Origin of the sequence: Clostridium sp. OF09-36, assembly GCF_003481985.1 — a bacterium.
GTDB lineage: Bacteria > Bacillota > Clostridia > Lachnospirales > Lachnospiraceae > Brotaphodocola.
On record NZ_QUMD01000014.1, the window covers coordinates 56,041 to 73,374 of the forward strand.

Sequence of the window (17,334 nt, forward strand, 5' to 3'; positions counted from 1 at the left end):
TGCGAACGCTTTTGACCAGGACCAGCTTACCGCTGGCCGTGGTCTTTTTCTTTTTCAACATCCTGTTCTACCTCCATTTTCAGCACTCGATCTACATTTGCCTTTGCCCTTAAAAGCTCCCGCATTTCCTCACGGGAACGCCGGTACTCGGCATAGGTCTTTTTCTTTTCTTCCAGCAATTTCGCGTACTCCGTCTGCAACTCTTTGACCTTGGGAATCTTCTTGACTCCCATCTCATCAAAGGCATTCTTAGCAGCCTGGTGGAGCAGAATTTCTTCCTCATGTTCCCCCCGGAATTTCTTAGAGTAACCCGCCTTGCGGTATGCCACATAGACCTCACGGGTCTTGGCATAATTTACGATGTGAGTACGCAGAACAGCGATCTCTGCCATGCGCTTTTCAGCCGCTTTGATCTGCGCCGAAAGTTCATTGTGATGTGCCGTGGCAGCCGTAGCCTTTTCTTCCAAAACCGCATACTCCAGCAGGTTATGCTCTGACAGGTAATTCATGGTCTGCGCCATTTGCTTCAGATTGAAAACTTTGGCCCATCGAGCATAGCCAGCACCCTTTCCGGCCTGCAATTTTGCCTGAATGTCCACCAGCAGATTGACCTTGGGCGGCTCCGGCTGCACGGCGGAATTTTTACGGGGCGTATGCCGTTTTTCACCGGCCAGCACCGCACGGATTTCTGCTTCACTGTACCCGGCCCCCAGCTTGTCATCCATGCGGGCTACATTCTTCCAGCCGGGAGCTTTGAGCCGGATTGCTTTCCCGCGCCGAGATACTTCGCAGCCCATTTCTGTAAGCAGTTTCAACAGCGCATCAAAGTCCGCCGGTTTCTGCTCCAGCGCTCGGTCAATCATCACCCGTAGCTGTTCCCGATGGGAGGGATTGGCCTGTTCGCCCAGCCACTTGTTGTAGCTTTTTCCGTGGGGTTTCGGGTCCTCCACAATGGACAATCCGTTCTCGATACAGATGGTATCGCTCAAGCGTCGGACGGCTCTGGTGCTGCCCCAAAAGTTGCGGAACTTTCGGTCACAATCTGCATTGACCGCCGACCAGATGATGTGATTATGAACGTGCGATTTGTCTATGTGGGTGCAGACCACAAAGGCGTGATTGCCCTTGGTGAACCGCTTGGCAAATTCCACGCCCAGGCGGTTGGCTTCCTCCGGTGTGATTTCACCGGGTTTGAATGACTGGCGCACATGGTAAGCGATCACATCGTCCGCCCCGCGCACCCGCCCGGTGACGGAGATATACTGCCGCTTCGCCAGAAGGAACTCTGCATCGGCGGTCCGGCTGTCACAGCCATAGCCGGTAATTAGTTTTCCGTTGTCGGTCTTTTGCGGATTTGCCACATAATCAATGATGTCGCTGATTGCTCGGCTCTCAGTGCGCCCCTTGCCGATATGCAGGGGCATGATGCGTGTGGTTGCCATAGAAGGGCCTCCTTTCTAAAAAAGAAACGGCCTGCATGATGCAGACCGCTTTTGCTATTCTATAAAATCGTCCTCGATGTCCTCTAACCGCTTCGGAGGAAACCTCATCTCGTATTGTTCTTTTGCCAGTGCACGAACTTCCGGGCGCTTATCTTTCATTCGGTTTTTCAGCCAGGAAATCTGCTCCTTTGATAACCGCCAAGGGAGATTCAGTAAGCGGTTTACCGTCATTTGCTCCGCTTGTTTCTCCGGCGATAAAGAAGCACAGGATTTACAGATGTGCGCCGCATGACCTTTGCCGGAAAATTTTTCGTTAGCCTTATATTCTCCGCAGACTTTACAATAATGTCCATGCTTCTTCATAGGCTCGATTCCTTTTCACTGAGCGCATATAAACTGCGAACCGCCCCCATGATGATGTTCCACTCCAGATCTGCCGCATAGGAAAATTTTTTACGGTACGATTCCCAAAGTTTCTGCATCACCGGACTATTTTCCACTTCTTCAAAAACTTCGGCAGCTTCTGCAAGATGTTGTTCTGTCCCGCGTTTGTGGGCAGTGGCCCGCAGCGCATCATGGAGCGTCTGCCGGTTCAATGTGTTCCCGTGGAGCTGATCCAGAATATAAATGTCATAGAAATCTCTCATGCGGGTGTTGGTGGTGGTTCTGGTGATGATTGTTTCCAGCTTTTCAGCCAGAACGGTTTCCAGATTGTATGCCCAAATGTCAATGGAGCGATCTTCCAGCATCAGCTTGAAAGAGTAGCGTACCTCCCTTGGGGTAATGGCATCCCCTGTGGAAATGTCAATCTTCAAAGGTGTCACCACACCGTCAAAGGTTGTAGTCATGCTGACCCGAATCCCAGGATACTCCGCTTCATCCATAATCTCTGAAATGCTTTTCAGCTGAAATTTGACGCCATCATCAATCGGTACACTCACAATAGCAGAAATCAGGTTCTCGATGTCCTCTACATTAACATTGGCTCCTTTTACAGTAGCGTCCAAGTCCATCGTGGAACGGGCATCCAGTCCAACCATTGCCGCTACCAGCATCCCGCCTTTCAGAATAAATTTATCACGATATTCAGAAAGGGAAATACGCTCCAGAAAACGCTCCATCATATAGTTTCGCATTAAAAGCTGTGCATCCGCAGATTTTTCTCTGGAAAGATTGCGAATCAAATCTTTTAGCTGCCTTGCTGTTTTTATCATAAAAGCACCTCCAAATACTGCCGTAAAATTTTTTCAACCCGGAACATACCGGCATACCGCATCAAAGTCCGCAGATCCTTGTCCTTTCTTCTGGCATACATTTTTAGCGCTCCTTGAAAAGTCTGTGTCTCCATGTTGTTCCGGCTGCGGAGCAGATCGCAGATGGTGCGCTCCATATCATAGATAGGAACCGTATGCCCAAAAGGTGTTTGGCCAGTTGTCAACCCTACCTCATATAGTTCTGGTTTGATGGTGTAAACAGAAAGCCCCTCTGCCTTTAAGCGAGTGGTGCTGTACCCTCTGCGCACCGTGATAGCGTATGGAGATGGTTCCCGGTCTGTCAGGTCATGGAAAAATAGCGCCGATTCATGGGAAAATACTGCCTGACCACATCGCAGATGTAACAGAAACATCGCATCAATCCAGGTGTCCTCGGAGACATAAATTCCGTGAGCAACCTGCTGAAGATTTTTCTCTTTGACATATTCATAAAAAATGGGTTTTACAATTCCGCTGGCGATTACCTGTGCGGTTTGCAGCATCCCATCATGCTCGGTCAGAAGTCTGTCTAACTGCTCAAACCGTTCTGATTTGGTCACATTCATCACTTCCTTTCGTGCTACTATTATACACGAATGTGGCACGGAAGTAAATATAGCAATTTAACAGACACTGTCTGGCATTTTTTGTGACCGCGCATTTTATCCATAAACCAAATCCTGAATGGCAAACTTCAAGTCCTGCACCTTGCCCAGCAGCCAGATGGCAGCCATCGGCAGACCATAGGGACTAATAAGGAATGCCATCACCAGCAGGATAATGCCGTTTTGCAGGGAACAGATCAGCAGAACCGCCACACCCAACAGTGCAACCATCATGCTGATAAGCCCCAGCACCAGACCGGAGACATAGACGATCCCCACACAAATCCAAACGAACAGGGTCAGCGCCAGAATCACCGGAACCATCACGATCTTCAACAGCAGTTTCAACAAAAATACCAATGCCCTCATTGTTATGCCTCCTCTCAAAATCACAGTTCCTGTTCCTGATTCCATTATCCCTGTCTCACAGCCAAAAGGCAAGGATACGGGCAAAAAGAAAAAGCGGAGGAAGGCGCGGCGAAGAAACGCCATTCCTCCCTCCGCAAATGGGGTATTTGTCCCGGTTACGAAAGTTTGGAGAGTTGCGTCAGTATCTCTTTAACTCCGTCCCATAACTGTTCCTGCCGCTGGGATATATCCTCCAAATCGACATCATAAATCCGCCCGGTCTCATGCACCTTGCGGGTCAGCTGGTTTAAGTTGTTGCTGCTCCGGCGCAGCAGGGATACCAGTTCTTTCAGTTCCGGCAAATCCAGCTGCACCACATAGCCGTCCACAGCCATTTTCCGCAGATAGGCGCTCAAATTCTCTGTCCCGTATTGCTGCATCTTTTGATGGATCAGCTCCAGTTCTTCTGCGGACACCCAAAACAAAACCGGAACATCCCGCTTGCGCTTTGCCATGGTTATCTCTCCGGCTCCCGTTTTTTCGGGGCGGCAGACTTATGGGCGGGCAGCTCCTGTTTGAGCTTTTGCAGGACAGAACTTTTCTGCTGTTCTTGAGCAACTTTTCGGAACTGTCTGGTGAACAGATCGGTCAGACCGGGATTGACCCCATCCACAACCAGATAGGCACAGTGGCGGGAAGCATCGCTGTCCTCCGGCATGGGAATGGTTTTTGCCCAGGCTTTATTGTCCTGAGAGATACGCCCGTCATGGTTCTTGTGCTGGATGGTGTTGGCAAGAATAAACTGTACCCGTTCTGTCCCGAACTTTTCCTGCACATCTTTGACCGCCGCCTCCGTATCCAGCCGGTTCTCTGCATAGTGGGCGCTGATGGTCTGCTCAATGGCTTCTTTGCAGGCGCTGTTTGCCTGATACGAACGGTTATATTGTGCCATCTCTCCATGCTCGGACGCATAGGCGGCAGAATGGGGGTAGAGAGGGGCAGTTCGTAATTCTTCCTGCGCCCTGCACACATCGTCGGCACGGCTTTCAATGCTGTCCCGGATCACATCCATATAGCCGGTCTCCAGCTTTTCAAAATAGCGGTACACATCTGCCAGCGGAGAGGGCGATTCCAAAAGTGCCTGAGCCTGGGTGTCGGTCAACTCCAGTTCCTCCATTGCCATCACGATGTCCTCGCGGATGGTGTACTCATAGGCATGGTTTAAGACTTCTTCCGGGGGCTGGCTTTTCAGCCAGTCCCGGAACTTGTCCTGTTCGGCAGCCATCTTTTCATAAAGGGCTGTATTCAGATCGTTAGTATTCATGTTATCGCACCTCCTCATGCTGTTTTGGTTTCTTGTCTGTACTACGGGGTTGCACCGGGCGTTTTAGGTTATCCAGCACCGAAGGCCGTGTGCTTTTGGCAACAACAGACTCGGTGTGTGCCTGCCCCTTTCCGTCGATGTTGAGCAGGGTATCCAACTCCACCAGACGGGCGTTTTTGCTTCTCAGTTCTTCTTCATAAAGGAACGGCTTTCCTACTTCCTCCTTGGCTGCGGCCTGCTGCTGGTAAAGGTTCTCCAGCTGATTTTTGACCGCTTCCAAACGCTGGGGCATCTGCGCCAGTGCGTTGTCGATACGGGTAAGATTTCCGCGCGGGTCTGTACCCAGGGTCGCCCGATGGGTCATTTGTCCTTTCAGCAGGAGCGTATATTCCTGTTTCCACGCTTCAAATTCCACCAACATAGTGAATCCACGGTAACTGCCAATCTGCACCGAATCGGAGGTTTTGACCTCCTTGCAGGCATCCAAAAGGGCTGCACCGGCGTTCTCCTTATCGGTCAGCAGGTCTCCACGAATCTCCATACCAGCAAAACCGTCCTCCGGGTGCGGGTGAGCTGTCAAAACCCCCAGATCGGATTCAAAGCCCTTGATAAAACCTTTGTGCTTTTCAATCTCCTCCGGGAAGTATTTGAGCAGCTGGTCCTCCAGACGATATTGCTTGCTCTGGTGGTCGGCTTTCATCAGCTTCAGGCGGGATACCTCCACATCCAAATCCATACGCTCTTTGATACGGGGGTCTCCGGCACACAGAGCCTTGATCTCGGCAAAGGAAAGTGCTGTTTCGTCCACATCATCGCAGCTTCTCACAGGCGATTTCGAGGTCATAATCTGGCTGATGAATTTCTGCTTGTTTTCCACCGTCTGCCAGAGGTAGGCATCAAAAGTTCCCTCCGTGACATAGCGGTACACATGAACAAGGGGATTCTGATTGCCCTGGCGCTCGATACGGCCCTTACGCTGGGCAAGGTCTCCCGGTCTCCACGGACAATCCAGGTCATGAAGTGCCACCAGACGGTCCTGCACATTGGTGCCTGCGCCCATCTTGGCGGTGCTGCCCAAAAGGACACGAACCTGACCGGTACGGACTTTAGAGAACAGCTCCTTTTTCCGCACTTCGGTATTGGCTTCATGGATAAAAGCGATCTGGTCGGCAGGCATCCCCTGGGCAATGAGTTTCTGACGAATATCGTCATATACCGTAAAGGTCGGTTCCTGTTCCGGCAGAGGCACAGCGCCTTCCAATGCGTGAAGCAGTGGATTATCCAGCGTTTTCGCCGCCTTGCTTGCAGGAGCTTTGGCCTGTGGTGTAGAAATGTCGCAGAACACCAGCTGGGTCAGCTTGTCAGCTTTGCCGTCCCGCCAGATCTGCATGATGTTGTCCACACACTGATTGACCTTTGTGCCAGGTTCGTCCGGCAGCATCTGGTTGACGATCCTCTGGTCAAGCCCCAACTTACGGCCATCCGAGGTAATCTTGAGCATGTTATCCTGGGACGGGTCAACAGTTCCGCTGTGTACCAGCGACGCACGCTCCGAAAGAGCTTTGACCATTTCTTGCTGATGTTCGGTGGGCTGCGCCACGATGTTGTGGTATTCCACCTCCGGGGTGGGCAGGTTCAGTTGGTCGGCGGTCTTAATGTCCGCCACTTCTTTGAACAGGTTCATCAGCTCCGGCAGATTAAAGAACTTGCTGAATCTCGTTCTTGCCCGGTAGCCGGTGCCTTCCGGTGCCAGCTCCAATGCTGTGACGGTCTCTCCAAATCGGGAAGCCCAGCAGTCGAAGTGGGTCATGTTCAGTTCTTGCAGGCGTTCATACTGGAGGTAACGCTGCATGGTGTAAAGCTCGGTCATGGAGTTGCTGACCGGGGTGCCGGTGGCAAAGATCACGCCACGGTTTCCGGTGATCTCATCCATATAGCGGCACTTGGCAAACATATCGGAGGATTTCTGCGCGTCCGATGTGGAAAGACCAGCCACATTCCGCATTTTTGTGTATAGAAACAGGTTTTTATAGTTGTGGGCCTCGTCCACAAACAAACGGTCCACACCCAGCTGCTCGAAGGTTACCACATCGTCTTTTCGCCCTTCGGCTTGCAGCTTTTCCAGTCTGGCTTCCAGAGACTTTCTGGTACGCTCCAGCTGCTTGACGGTAAAACGCTCGCCGCCGCTGGCCTGTACCTCTGCAATCCCCTCGGTGATCTCGTCGATCTGCTCATAGAGAAGCCGTTCCTGACGCTCCCGGCTGATGGGGATACGCTCAAACTGACTGTGTCCCATGATAATGGCATCATAATCACCCGTCGCAATACGAGCGCAGAACTTTTTGCGGTTATGGGTCTCAAAGTCCTTTTTTGTGGTGACTAAGATATTGGCGGAGGGATAGAGACGCAGAAACTCCGACGCCCACTGCTCGGTCAGATGGTTTGGAACCACAAAGAGAGATTTCTGGCACAGTCCCAGGCGTTTGGCTTCCATCGAAGCAGCTACCATTTCAAAAGTTTTGCCTGCGCCTACTTCATGTGCCAACAGGGTATTTCCTCCATACAGCACATGGGCGATGGCGCTTTTCTGGTGTTCCCGCAGGGTAATGGCCGGGTTCATGCCCCCAAAAGTGATATGGCTACCATCATACTCGCGGGGACGGGTAGAGTTCATTTCCTCGTTGTACTGGCGCACCAAAGTCTGGCGGCGCTCCGGGTCTCTCCAGATCCAGTCCCTAAAGGCTTCCCGGATAGCCTGCTGTTTTTGGGCAGCCAAAGTGGTCTCCTTGGCGTTCAGCACGCGGCGCTCTTTTCCGTCTGCGTCCTCTATGGTGTCATAGATACGGACATCTCGCAGGTTCAGGCTGTCCTCCAAAATCTTATAGGCATTGGCACGACTGGTCCCATAGGTGGTATAAGCTGCCACATCGTTGTAGGATACGGAAGATTTCCCCTTGATCTGCCATTCAGCGGTAAAGGACGAATAGTTGACCCCAATACTGCGCTGGAGATAAAACGGGGTATTAAAGGTCTCATACATAAACTGCTGGATATATTCCTTGTCAATCCAGGTAGCGCCCAGACGCACCTCGATCTCCGACGCATCCAGGTCTTTGGGCTGGGCGGCGGTAAGAGCTTCCACATTGACTGCATAAACCGGGTCCTGCTGTGCGGCCCGTTGCGCCTGACGCAGTTTGCGGCGTACATTGCCGGAGAGGTATTCATCAGCAGTCACATAATGGGGTGTGCCATCTTTCTCCAGCTGTCCCGGTACACGGAAGATTACGCCTTGCAGCTCTCCGGCCAGTTCTTCTTTTGTTTTTCCGGTAAGCTGGCTCATATAGTCCATATCCACGCAGGCTTTTTCCGAGATGGACACCGCCAGTGCTTCACTTGCCGTATCCACCACAGCCACCGCCTGATGGGGCTTGATGGTCCGCTTGGTGAACATATCTGCCTTGCGTTCCAGCTTTCCGTTCTCGTCGATGACTTCCAGCGCACAGAGCAGATAGTAGCTGGAATCATCGGCAAAGGCCAGCCGGTTCGCCCGGTCATTGATAAGACCATATTTTGCGGAAAAGCTGTCATAGAGCCGGTTCAGTTCAGCCTGTTTATCCTGGATGGCGCTGTCCGGTGTGGCGGCGTCCATTTGGAGATCAATGAGCTGCTGGACACATTCCCGCAGGCCCACCAGCCTTTCACGCGGGCCTCGGCGGTGGAGTTCAGGTCTGGGCGCACCATGCGGCTGTTTTCACGGAAATACACAGTGCCGTCCACAACGGTGTAGGAGTAATTTTTCACATTGGGGTCGGCGGGAATGGAGGTGTCGATGGCTTCGCCCTCACCCAGCTCCGGCAGCTCGGCTTCCTGGTAGGTGCCGCGAATGTACTTCACGGCATCATGCAGCTGATCGGCAAGCTCCAGCCCCTCAATGGGATTCACGGTGTAGTCCATGCCATGGGCGGTGCTTTCCGGCTCCTGTCGGCCCAGCACCATTTCCGGGTGGTCCAGGAAATAGCGGTTGATGGCAAAACCGTCCTCCGTCTGTCCGGTCTGGGTCCATTCCGGCACGATGTCCAGCGGGCGGTCCCGCTTTTGGAGGAAGATGATGTCCGATACCACCTCGGCACCGGCATTCTTTTTGAACGCGTCATTCGGCAGACGGATAGCTCCCAGCAGCTCAGCACGCTGGGCAAGATAGCGGCGCACGGTGGAATCCTTGGCGTCCATAGTATAGCGGGAGGTTACAAAAGCCACCACGCCGCCGGGACGCACCTGGTCCAGTGCTTTGGCAAAAAAGTAGTTGTGAATACTGAAACTCAGCTTGTTGTAGGCTTTGTCATTGACCTGATACTGACCGAAAGGTACATTGCCGATGGCAAGGTCAAAGAAGTCACGCCTATCGGTGGTCTCAAAGCCGCCTACTGTGATGTCCGCCTTGGGATAGAGCTGCTTTGCGATGCGCCCGGAAACAGGGTCCAGCTCCACGCCGTACAGACGGCTGTTTCGCATTTTCTCCGGCAGCATACCAAAGAAATTGCCCACACCCATAGACGGCTCCAGAATATTTCCGGCCTCAAACCCCATACGGCCCACCGCTTCATAGATGGCCTGAATGACCGTAGGGCTGGTGTAATGGGCGTTGAGGGTAGAGCTTCTGGCGGCGGCATATTCCTCCGGGGTCAGCAGTTCTTTTAGCTGGGCATACTCTAAAGCCCATGCCGGTTTCTCCGGGTCAAACGCATCAGAGAGACCGCCCCAGCCCACATATCGAGAAAGAACCTCCTGCTGTTCGGGGCTTGCCTGCTGTCCGGCAGCTTCCAGCTCTTTCAGCAAGCGAATGGCATTGATATTTGCCTGGAACTTGGCTTTCGGACCGCCTTCACCCAAATGCTCATCGGTAATGCGGAAGTTTTTTGCATTGCGGCGCAGGTTAGCCTTGTATTCCTCATAGGAGGCTTCCTCGGCAGCTTTGGCATTGGGGAAGGTCTGCCACTGGCCATTGACCTGAATGGAAACCGGGTGTTCGTCCAGCACTTCCTCAAAGGTTTTCTCCGGCTCTGTCACAGGGGCTGGTGGCTCCGGCTCCTCGATATGCAGTCGTTCCACCACCACATCATAAGGCAGATTGTTCTTATCGCCCGGATAGACGACCATGGTCTCGGAATGGAAGGTCGGGGATTCGGTAGCCGGTTGGGGCTGTTCCTTTCCAAAGCCGTCCTGCTGACGGGCATACATCCCGCGCAGCAAAGGCGCAACCTCATCCCAGCGGAAATACAGCACAGCCAGACGCTTTTCCTCTGCGTCCAGGACTTCCAGCTCCATGCCCTGTGCCGTGGTACGGTAATCGGCAATATCGCCGGTCTCCAGATTCAGGGTCTCAATCTCATGAGGGTAGGCTCTGCTCAGCCAGTAGGCGATCTCACTGTTGCTCCTGCCAGATTGCAGTAGCGTGGAAAGCTGCTGTTTATCCGCTTCATCCATCAGTCCATGGGCCAATACATCCCGCAGGTCTTGATCTGCCTTGTCCGGGTCAATGGGAAGAAACTCGGTATAGTAAGCATTGCGGCGGTCTGCCCGAAGCAGCTGCTCGAACTGTTCTTTGCGCTCTGCCCGATAGATGGGATATACCATGCCGGTAGGCAGAAGCTGCACGGTGTCATCCCGTAGCTCGGTGATCTGATAGGCGTCATCCTCGATATACACGGTATCGCCCACGGCATAAACCGGGGCGGCTGGGTCATAGGAGGTTCTTTGCAAAATTGGGCGACGAACTGCGTCATATCCTCATCGGAAATGGAAACTTCGGAAGTCTGCTCTATCTCGGCATCTGCGATCTGCTCGGCATCTGACATCACCTGTTGGATAAACGGGGCATTGTCCAGTTTTTCCGGGTCTGCCACCTGTCCGTTGACGATCCCTCTTTCTTCCAGAGCTTCCCGGATGGCGATAGGGTCGATATTGTCAAAACGATCCTGTTCTTCTTCGGTATAGAATCGGTCCTCCTGAATCAGCTGGGCAAGCCTGCGCTGTACCTTCGGCCAGGGCAGCTGTGTTTCCTCCGGGCTTCCGGCACGGACAACGAACGGGCTGTTGCTGCCACCGTATTCCTGAGCCAGCCATGCAGCGGTATCCTTCTCTCTTGCATGGTCTTTCATATAGCGGACGACAGCGTGTTTACTCTCGATATTGCCGTTCCAAACACAGAGAGCTCTGTCAATATCCTCCTGAGAAAGAGGACGCAGAAGCTCATGGAGCTTTGGATAGGTTTCGTCGATCACTTCCCGGTGCAGGCGCTGGCGGAACTCCGGCACATCCGAATAAAGGCGGATCAGCTCCATATCCTTAGAGCCAAGAACCGCACGGCGCACAGCGGCATTGCCCTCGATGACAGCATTTTCACGGTCGGAATGACCGCAGGCATTTCGATATGCCACATCCTCAGATATGGCGGCAGTCACCACAGGCTTATACTGCTCAAACTGCTCCCGAAGGTAGGCTTTGGCGTTTCTTCTTCCATCTCCGGCTGCTGGGCTTGAATGGCATCTTCTTCTGCCAGATCCTTTTCAGCCTGGATTTTGTCATACTGCGCCTGTTCCTGTTCGGTAAGATAGCGGTCTTTCTGGACAAGTGAGGTAATGCGCTTGGCAACCTTTTCCCAGTTCAAGTGAACATCCGGGCAGTCCTGCTTTTTATAGTGCAGTCCTTTCCCATCGTGATCTTCGCCGCTGTGTGTTGCGCCGGACAGGGCATGAGAGCGTCCGCCAATGCCATACTCGTCTTTGAGGAATCTCACTTTCTCCTTATCCGTATGGTTTGCCATGAAGAACGCATAGATACGGCCTTTTCCTCCGGCGAAACTGCTGCCGCCGGTCATAGCGGCGTCGATCTCATCCTCGGTAATGAAGTGCTGAACGGTTGGCACTTGGGAAAGGTCTGAAGAAAAGGTCCTGCGCGGCAGGTCAAGGTCCTTCAAGTTCTCCCAGATCTCCCTTGGTCTGTGATAGTGAAAACGCAACAGGTCACGGTCCTGCTGATAGGCAGTCCAGAAGGCGGCGTATTCTTCCTTGAGGGTCTGGCGGAAAGCCGGGTCACTCAGCTGCTCCGTCAGGCGGCGAGTCTCCTCCGGGAAACCATTGCCTTTGATCTCTGACAGGCAGGACAAATATCCGGCTTCTCTGGCACCCTCACTGAGATCGTGATACAGATACCAGAGCTTTTCTGCAAGGAGGGAGCGTTCATAGCCTGCCGCTTCTGCAAGCTCCACATTGGAGGCAAACTGACCACTTTCCAAAAGCTCCCCGATACGCTCTGCGGCGCTCTCCCAGGAAATGACCTGGGCAGACCTGTCATAACGGACAGACTTCCCACAGGAAAGATGGATACCATCCTCGGCATACCATGCGCTCACACTGCCAAGGCCATTGCCGCCGTGGTACAGCGTTTTCAGTATCTCGGTAATCTCAGCGGTGGTTTTCTGCTTTTCAAAGGCTGCAACCACACGCTCCCTTTGACGGTCTGTGTTGCCGCCCAAACGCAGCACATGGTCGATGTCATTTTGGGCAAAAGAAAAAGCAGAGGATGTATGCGCTACATTCTCTGCTTCATCTATGGATTGGATCTGTTCCGCTTCGGAGAGGAACAGGTTTAGGGTCAGCTGTTGATAAGCTCCGCCATCAAGATTTCCTCGGCCTGAGCCTTGCAGGTGTTCATCAGCCCCACCCACTTCATGGGATCGCTGGCTTTCAGTTCCTCGGTGGCTCCCGCTTCCTTCGCCAGCTGGGGCATCATCTGCTCCAGTCTGCTCTGGGCGGTCTCGTCGATCTCGATGAGGTGCGGGTACAGCTTCTCGCTCAGCAACATCTGGTTGTAGAGGATGGGACGATGTTCCTTCAGGTAGGTTTTCCTCATCCTGCCGTACTTGCCCAGGGGTTTCGACCGCTGCTGGCTCAGCTTCAGGTCGGGAATCAGATAGTCTCCGTTCTGGATATAGGTCATGGGATTGTTCATCTTGCTTGCTCCTTTCTTGGTTGGCTTCGCGCTCTGCATTTCGGACGGTAACGCCAATCTGCCGCAGCACCTGCTGGTTGATCTGGCTGACCGCTGTTCCCAGCGCCCCGATGGTGGACGGGGTATTGAAATCAAAGATTGCCATGAAATCTTCGTGGTCGAAGTAGCGTTCCGGCTCCAGTCCGCAGCGGGACATCAAAGCGTAAGTGATGCTGACGGTGGCTGCTGCCTTGAACTGTACTCCGATGTTAAACTCATCATATTCCTCCAAAAAGGAACCGTCAACGATATAGAAGAAGTCCTGCTGATGCTCCGTCCAGTATTCCTCAGCCAGTTTTCCGGCTACCTCGGTGAGCTGTCCGGCAAGGTCATCACCGGAAACATCATAGGTGCGCTCTAGCATGGCCTGCACCGAATCCAAATGGCGCTCCTCCAGCTGCCACAGCCAGGGAGTGCGGGAATGTTCACGGGTTCCGGTGTCGGAAATGTCAAAGACATAACGCAGGCGGGGTCTGTCCCCGGAATCGTCCACCAGAGCGATTCCCTTGGAGCCGCGCCTTACATACCGGCCCATCTTTTCATTCCACAAATCGTACTCCGCACAGGCGATGGCGTCCGGACGCTGGGCGTAGATCATCAACTGCTCATGGAACGGGTACTTGTAAAGGCGGGAAGCAGTGGTGAGAAACCCTGCCCATTCCTGCCAGCTCCCCGTGAGCTGCGTTGCCACCTTCTCCGCCATCTGTGCATATAGTTCAGCTTTGGTTGGCATAGTGTTCTGTCCTCCTTTCAGTTTTGGGGTAAAAGGTGGGGTAGCATATTGCCACCCCATCCCTGCAATTATGGTGTTTACTGGTCAAAATCCGGGTACAATTCCAATTCCGCAAATTCATCATCCGTCATGGTTTGGAGCTTGCAAAGGGCGCTGTCGGTCAGCTCCCTCAGTTCCGTTTCCTCTGGCGAAAGCTCGCCGCGCATCTCACGCAGGCTGTCGATCAGTCCGGTGCGGCTGCCGGTATTGTAAATGCACATCAGGTTCATTTCCTCAAAAGTAAAGTTTCCCATATCAAATCTCCCTTTCCGCACTCTTTTTTGGCGCTATCTTTTTGTGTTCTGCCTTGGGCTGGCTTTTCAGCTGCTCCATGACGGACTTTTTCTTTTCCCGTTCCTCCCGATGGGCAGCGGCAGCCAGATCTATGAGGGAAATGGACTGACCGCTGCGGGCCTGCTGTTCCAGCTCTGCCACGGTCGGCTCTTTTGGGCCATTGTTGATGATACCGTCGATCATGCCGTAATCGTCCTCCAGCATCATTTCCGCATTTTTCAGCGGATTTTCCGGCAGGAATCCAGGGATCTGGGTAAAACCAACACTGTCACAGTAATGACAGGATACCTTACCATCCTGCTTGATCGCAACGATGTCACTGACACTCATAGAAGGACTGTGAAAATCCGCTGGTTTTTGCAGATTAAACTGCTCATATAGTTTTTCCAGCTGCTCCGGTACCGTGCCAGACTCCCTCAGCGGAGCAGTGTAAATGAGATCATAATTGCTACGGTCTATGGAAATGTCATGGGACTTTAGCCAGTCCAGATTCATAAAGCGCACATTCTGCGGATCGTCACGGCTCACCTGATAGATGGCAAAGCAATCTCTGTTCTGAGCAAGAAATGCCTGTTCCCGTTCCTGCTGATGTTCCTGGCGCTCCATGACCTTTTCGTGGAACTGAGGGCTTTTCTCCCATTCCTCACGGTCCACACCGAAAATGCCGCCATGATCCATGATTTCCTGCGAGTCAAATACCATACTTTCCGTATTGTCCTCATGCAGCACATAGACAGTCAAACCGGCGGCATCCAGTTCCAGCGCCCGTTCTCTGGTAACAGGGAGCATCCCATCATAGGAGTATCCATATTCCTGCATATCCGGTGTAGAGACCTGCTCATCCGGCATGGGGTATTCATCCAGTGCCTGCTCCTGTGCTTCCGGCAGCTGGGAAGAAGCAGTCATCTGACTGGCCTCTGCCTGCATCTGCTGGTAGGCAGCTTCCTGCAAGGTCTCAATCATGGACAACGGTGCGTATTTTACCGAGTCTCTGCCCAAATCGTTGTCATCACAAATCTGGAGAACTGCCTTCATGCGGGAAATCTCCGGCATATCCAGCTGACCACCATCCAGCTCTTTCATGGACGCGGCATCGTAAAGGGTATAGTCCCAGCCGCTGTCACAGGACTGGATATGAAGATAGGTGGCATCGTCAATCAGAAACAAAGCCTCCTGCTGGTTGGCGTCCGCCCCCAGCACTTCCATTTCTGGCATTGCCGCAGCCAGTTCCTTTACCGCTTTTTGCACCAGAGGATTATCACGGTAATAGTCGATTGCCTGGATGGTGTCCAGGTCAATGGTATGGCCGGTCAAAATCGGAAAAGGTCCTTCATAATCGCTTCCGTCTTTCAGCTCAAAACCAATGCCCTTGATCCCGTTCATTCGTTCTGCCGGAATCTCCTGATAAATGCGGATTGCTTCCTCCAAAGACAGGTTATCGTGGTATTCTCCGAGGTTTGGAAATTCCATGCACTCTGCTACATAGTAGGTCAGATCGCCGGTCTGCTGTCTATCAGATACCTTAGCGGCATCTTCTGGCTGCTCTATCGGGGCGGGTTCCGGCTCTACCTTTGCATGAGGGTCGATTCCGCGCTCTTTGCAGATTTCCTTATAGTGGCGCTCAATGTCGGAGATCAAAGTGCCGGAGGTTTTGTTGATGGTCTCCAAACTGGCTCTCAGCTCTTTCAGCTCTTTGCCCTGGCTCCAGCTTGCAATATAGCCGAAGCTGTTTTCTCCGGTCTCGATGCCAAAATACTTGCAGACCGCATAGGAGATGCTTTCAGCCTCCACTTCCTCCGTGTGGCGGTTTTTGATTGCCCGTTTTTCTGCGGTTGGATCTTCCTCAACTGCAAGACGCCATTCAAACTGATTTTCGTCCACATAACGCCAATCCATATCAGAAGCAAACTGTTCGGCTTCTTTTTCTGTGGCAAAATCCAACTTGAAATCATGTTTGGTTCCACCTTCACTCTCCTGCACAACCTTCCATGACGGTAGCATTTCATATTTTTTAGGGTCATGGAGCTTGCTGTGGGCAATCTCGTGTACTGTGGCTGAAACCGTCTGAACCTCACTCATGCCCTGACGAATGGCAATTTTCTGATGATCAGCAGAAAAATAGCCGTCCGTATCAGCGGCCATTGCTTCAAAAGTAATCGGCACCGGTGCGCTGCGGCGCAGGGCCTCCATGAATGCCTCATAATTTGGCACATTGCCGGAAAGGGAGGAAGCAAGCTCCGGCAAAGGTTTCCCGTCGGTCTGACTCACATCAAAGACCTTGACAGGGCGAAACATGGGAATCTCGATTTCTTTTTCCTCTGTGACGATCTTTCCGTCTTTATCCAGAATCGGAGCCTTGGTATCTGGGTCCAGCTTCTGCTCCTCGATTTTCTTCTTATACGGTGTGGGAGCGATGATGGTAATGCCATGCTCGCCCTTTTTTACATGACGCTCAAACTGGTCTTTCCACTTATTGTATCCGGCTACCAATGTGGCGTCCGGCTTCTGCATATAGATGAGCATGGTGTTGTTTACCGAATAGCGGTGGAAGCGGGACATGACGGACAGATAGCGCATATACTTTTCACTCTCAAACAGTTCTTTGATGCCCTGCTCGATGCCATCTGTGATTTCCCTTAGCCGTTCTCGGTTGGTGGGTTTGTTCTCAGCCATGATTTTCAATCTCCTTTCCAAGTGTGTGATTTCTGCTGTGTGTTCTGCAATCCATGCCTTTTGTTCTTCTTCACTTTCATAAAGAAAAAGGTCCAACAGGTACTCTACATAGGTTTTCTTCTGGATTGCTTCCACAAAACGGGGGTGCGGTTCTTCCTCCGGTGTCCGGGGAGAATTGTCGGCCTCCCATTTTTTCAGCAGATAGTAGTAATCGGACAGTACGCGGTAACAGCGCTGTCGATCCTCACGAAACTTCTGTGCCTCGGTTTTTTGCCGGACATATCTCCTACGGGGAGGGGCCTGACTGTCATAGATCAGGCCAAAGTCCTGTGCCAATTTCTCTGCCGCTTCTTTTGGGGAGAGGTCAAAGAGCTTTGCGGTAAAGTCGATCACATCCCCATCTTCACCGCAACCAAAGCAGTGGAACCGCTGGTCTACCTTCATGCTGGGGTTCTTATCATCGTGAAAGGGACAGCAGGCCATACCATTTCGTTTGACCTCGATCCCATAAAACGCTGCCGCTTCTCTGGTGCTGACCGACTGCTTGACCGCTTCAAATACATTCTCTGCCATA

General features: G+C 52.5%; 11 protein-coding genes and 1 pseudogene. 1 reads left to right on the forward strand and 11 read right to left on the reverse strand.

Going from position 1 to position 17,334, the window contains the following annotated elements; genetic code table 11:
- Positions 1-26: 26 nt before the first annotated feature.
- The 9 genes and pseudogenes from DXA97_RS12170 to DXA97_RS12215 form a co-directional block, all read right to left on the reverse strand.
- Positions 27-1,442 carry a relaxase/mobilization nuclease domain-containing protein gene (locus DXA97_RS12170; RefSeq protein ID WP_118720347.1) on the reverse strand — a complete coding sequence of 472 codons (1,416 nt, stop codon included), beginning with the start codon at positions 1,440-1,442 and terminating at the stop codon, positions 27-29.
- A 54-nt stretch (positions 1,443-1,496) separates the two neighbouring features.
- Positions 1,497-1,805 carry a hypothetical protein gene (locus DXA97_RS12175; RefSeq protein ID WP_015528507.1) on the reverse strand — a complete coding sequence of 103 codons (309 nt, stop codon included), beginning with the start codon at positions 1,803-1,805 and terminating at the stop codon, positions 1,497-1,499.
- Positions 1,802-2,656, reverse strand: coding sequence for a nucleotidyl transferase AbiEii/AbiGii toxin family protein (locus DXA97_RS12180; RefSeq protein WP_015528506.1), 855 nt, complete (start codon positions 2,654-2,656; stop codon positions 1,802-1,804). The genes DXA97_RS12175 and DXA97_RS12180 overlap by 4 nt, the downstream gene beginning before the upstream one ends.
- The gene (locus DXA97_RS12185) at positions 2,653-3,261 is read right to left on the reverse strand and encodes a type IV toxin-antitoxin system AbiEi family antitoxin domain-containing protein (protein WP_054356924.1); all 609 of its coding nucleotides are present in this window, start codon (positions 3,259-3,261) and stop codon (positions 2,653-2,655) included. The genes DXA97_RS12180 and DXA97_RS12185 overlap by 4 nt, the downstream gene beginning before the upstream one ends.
- A gap of 96 nt (positions 3,262-3,357) precedes the next feature.
- Complete coding sequence (locus DXA97_RS12190) at positions 3,358-3,669, reverse strand: CD1845 family protein (RefSeq protein ID WP_054356925.1); 312 nt, start codon at positions 3,667-3,669, stop codon at positions 3,358-3,360.
- 155 nt (positions 3,670-3,824) lie between these two features.
- Entirely contained in the window at positions 3,825-4,163 is a 339-nt protein-coding gene (gene mobC, locus DXA97_RS12195) for a plasmid mobilization relaxosome protein MobC (protein WP_054356926.1), read from the reverse strand.
- Between the two features lie 2 nt (positions 4,164-4,165).
- Positions 4,166-4,972, reverse strand: coding sequence for a DUF3849 domain-containing protein (locus DXA97_RS12200; RefSeq protein ID WP_117698255.1), 807 nt, complete (start codon positions 4,970-4,972; stop codon positions 4,166-4,168).
- Between the two features lies 1 nt (position 4,973).
- Positions 4,974-12,506 (reverse strand): annotated as a pseudogene (locus tag DXA97_RS20960) (SNF2-related protein).
- Between the two features lie 119 nt (positions 12,507-12,625).
- Positions 12,626-12,982 (reverse strand): TnpV protein, encoded by a 357-nt coding sequence (locus DXA97_RS12215; protein WP_118720349.1) that lies wholly within the window; start codon positions 12,980-12,982, stop codon positions 12,626-12,628.
- On the opposite strand from DXA97_RS12215, the gene DXA97_RS20220 reads away from it, so the two are divergent.
- Positions 12,969-13,382 carry a hypothetical protein gene (locus tag DXA97_RS20220; protein ID WP_182436882.1) on the forward strand — a complete coding sequence of 138 codons (414 nt, stop codon included), beginning with the start codon at positions 12,969-12,971 and terminating at the stop codon, positions 13,380-13,382. The genes DXA97_RS12215 and DXA97_RS20220 overlap by 14 nt on opposite strands.
- 449 nt (positions 13,383-13,831) lie before the next feature.
- On the opposite strand, the gene DXA97_RS12225 is transcribed toward DXA97_RS20220, so the two are convergent.
- Together DXA97_RS12225 and DXA97_RS12230 are read right to left on the reverse strand one after the other, a co-directional pair.
- Positions 13,832-14,047: a transposon-transfer assisting family protein gene (locus DXA97_RS12225; RefSeq protein ID WP_014078556.1), complete on the reverse strand. Its 216-nt coding sequence runs from the start codon at positions 14,045-14,047 to the stop codon at positions 13,832-13,834.
- Position 14,048: 1 nt separating this feature from the next.
- Positions 14,049-17,333 (reverse strand): YodL domain-containing protein, encoded by a 3,285-nt coding sequence (locus tag DXA97_RS12230; protein WP_118720351.1) that lies wholly within the window; start codon positions 17,331-17,333, stop codon positions 14,049-14,051.
- Position 17,334: the final 1 nt, after the last annotated feature.

What these genes read in the sequence shown, in the direction of transcription:
- DXA97_RS12190 (WP_054356925.1), bottom strand. Translation starts at nt 3,669, where the DNA reads ATGAGGGCATTGGTATTTTTGTTGAAACTGCTGTTGAAGATCGTGATG.
- DXA97_RS12215 (WP_118720349.1), bottom strand. Translation starts at nt 12,982, where the DNA reads ATGAACAATCCCATGACCTATATCCAGAACGGAGACTATCTGATTCCC.
- DXA97_RS12170 (WP_118720347.1), bottom strand. Translation starts at nt 1,442, where the DNA reads ATGGCAACCACACGCATCATGCCCCTGCATATCGGCAAGGGGCGCACT.
- DXA97_RS12180 (WP_015528506.1), bottom strand. Translation starts at nt 2,656, where the DNA reads ATGATAAAAACAGCAAGGCAGCTAAAAGATTTGATTCGCAATCTTTCC.
- mobC (WP_054356926.1), bottom strand. Translation starts at nt 4,163, where the DNA reads ATGGCAAAGCGCAAGCGGGATGTTCCGGTTTTGTTTTGGGTGTCCGCA.
- DXA97_RS12200 (WP_117698255.1), bottom strand. Translation starts at nt 4,972, where the DNA reads ATGAATACTAACGATCTGAATACAGCCCTTTATGAAAAGATGGCTGCC.
- DXA97_RS12230 (WP_118720351.1), bottom strand. Translation starts at nt 17,333, where the DNA reads ATGGCAGAGAATGTATTTGAAGCGGTCAAGCAGTCGGTCAGCACCAGA.
- DXA97_RS12225 (WP_014078556.1), bottom strand. Translation starts at nt 14,047, where the DNA reads ATGGGAAACTTTACTTTTGAGGAAATGAACCTGATGTGCATTTACAAT.
- DXA97_RS12175 (WP_015528507.1), bottom strand. Translation starts at nt 1,805, where the DNA reads ATGAAGAAGCATGGACATTATTGTAAAGTCTGCGGAGAATATAAGGCT.
- DXA97_RS12185 (WP_054356924.1), bottom strand. Translation starts at nt 3,261, where the DNA reads ATGAATGTGACCAAATCAGAACGGTTTGAGCAGTTAGACAGACTTCTG.
- DXA97_RS20220 (WP_182436882.1), top strand. Translation starts at nt 12,969, where the DNA reads ATGGGATTGTTCATCTTGCTTGCTCCTTTCTTGGTTGGCTTCGCGCTC.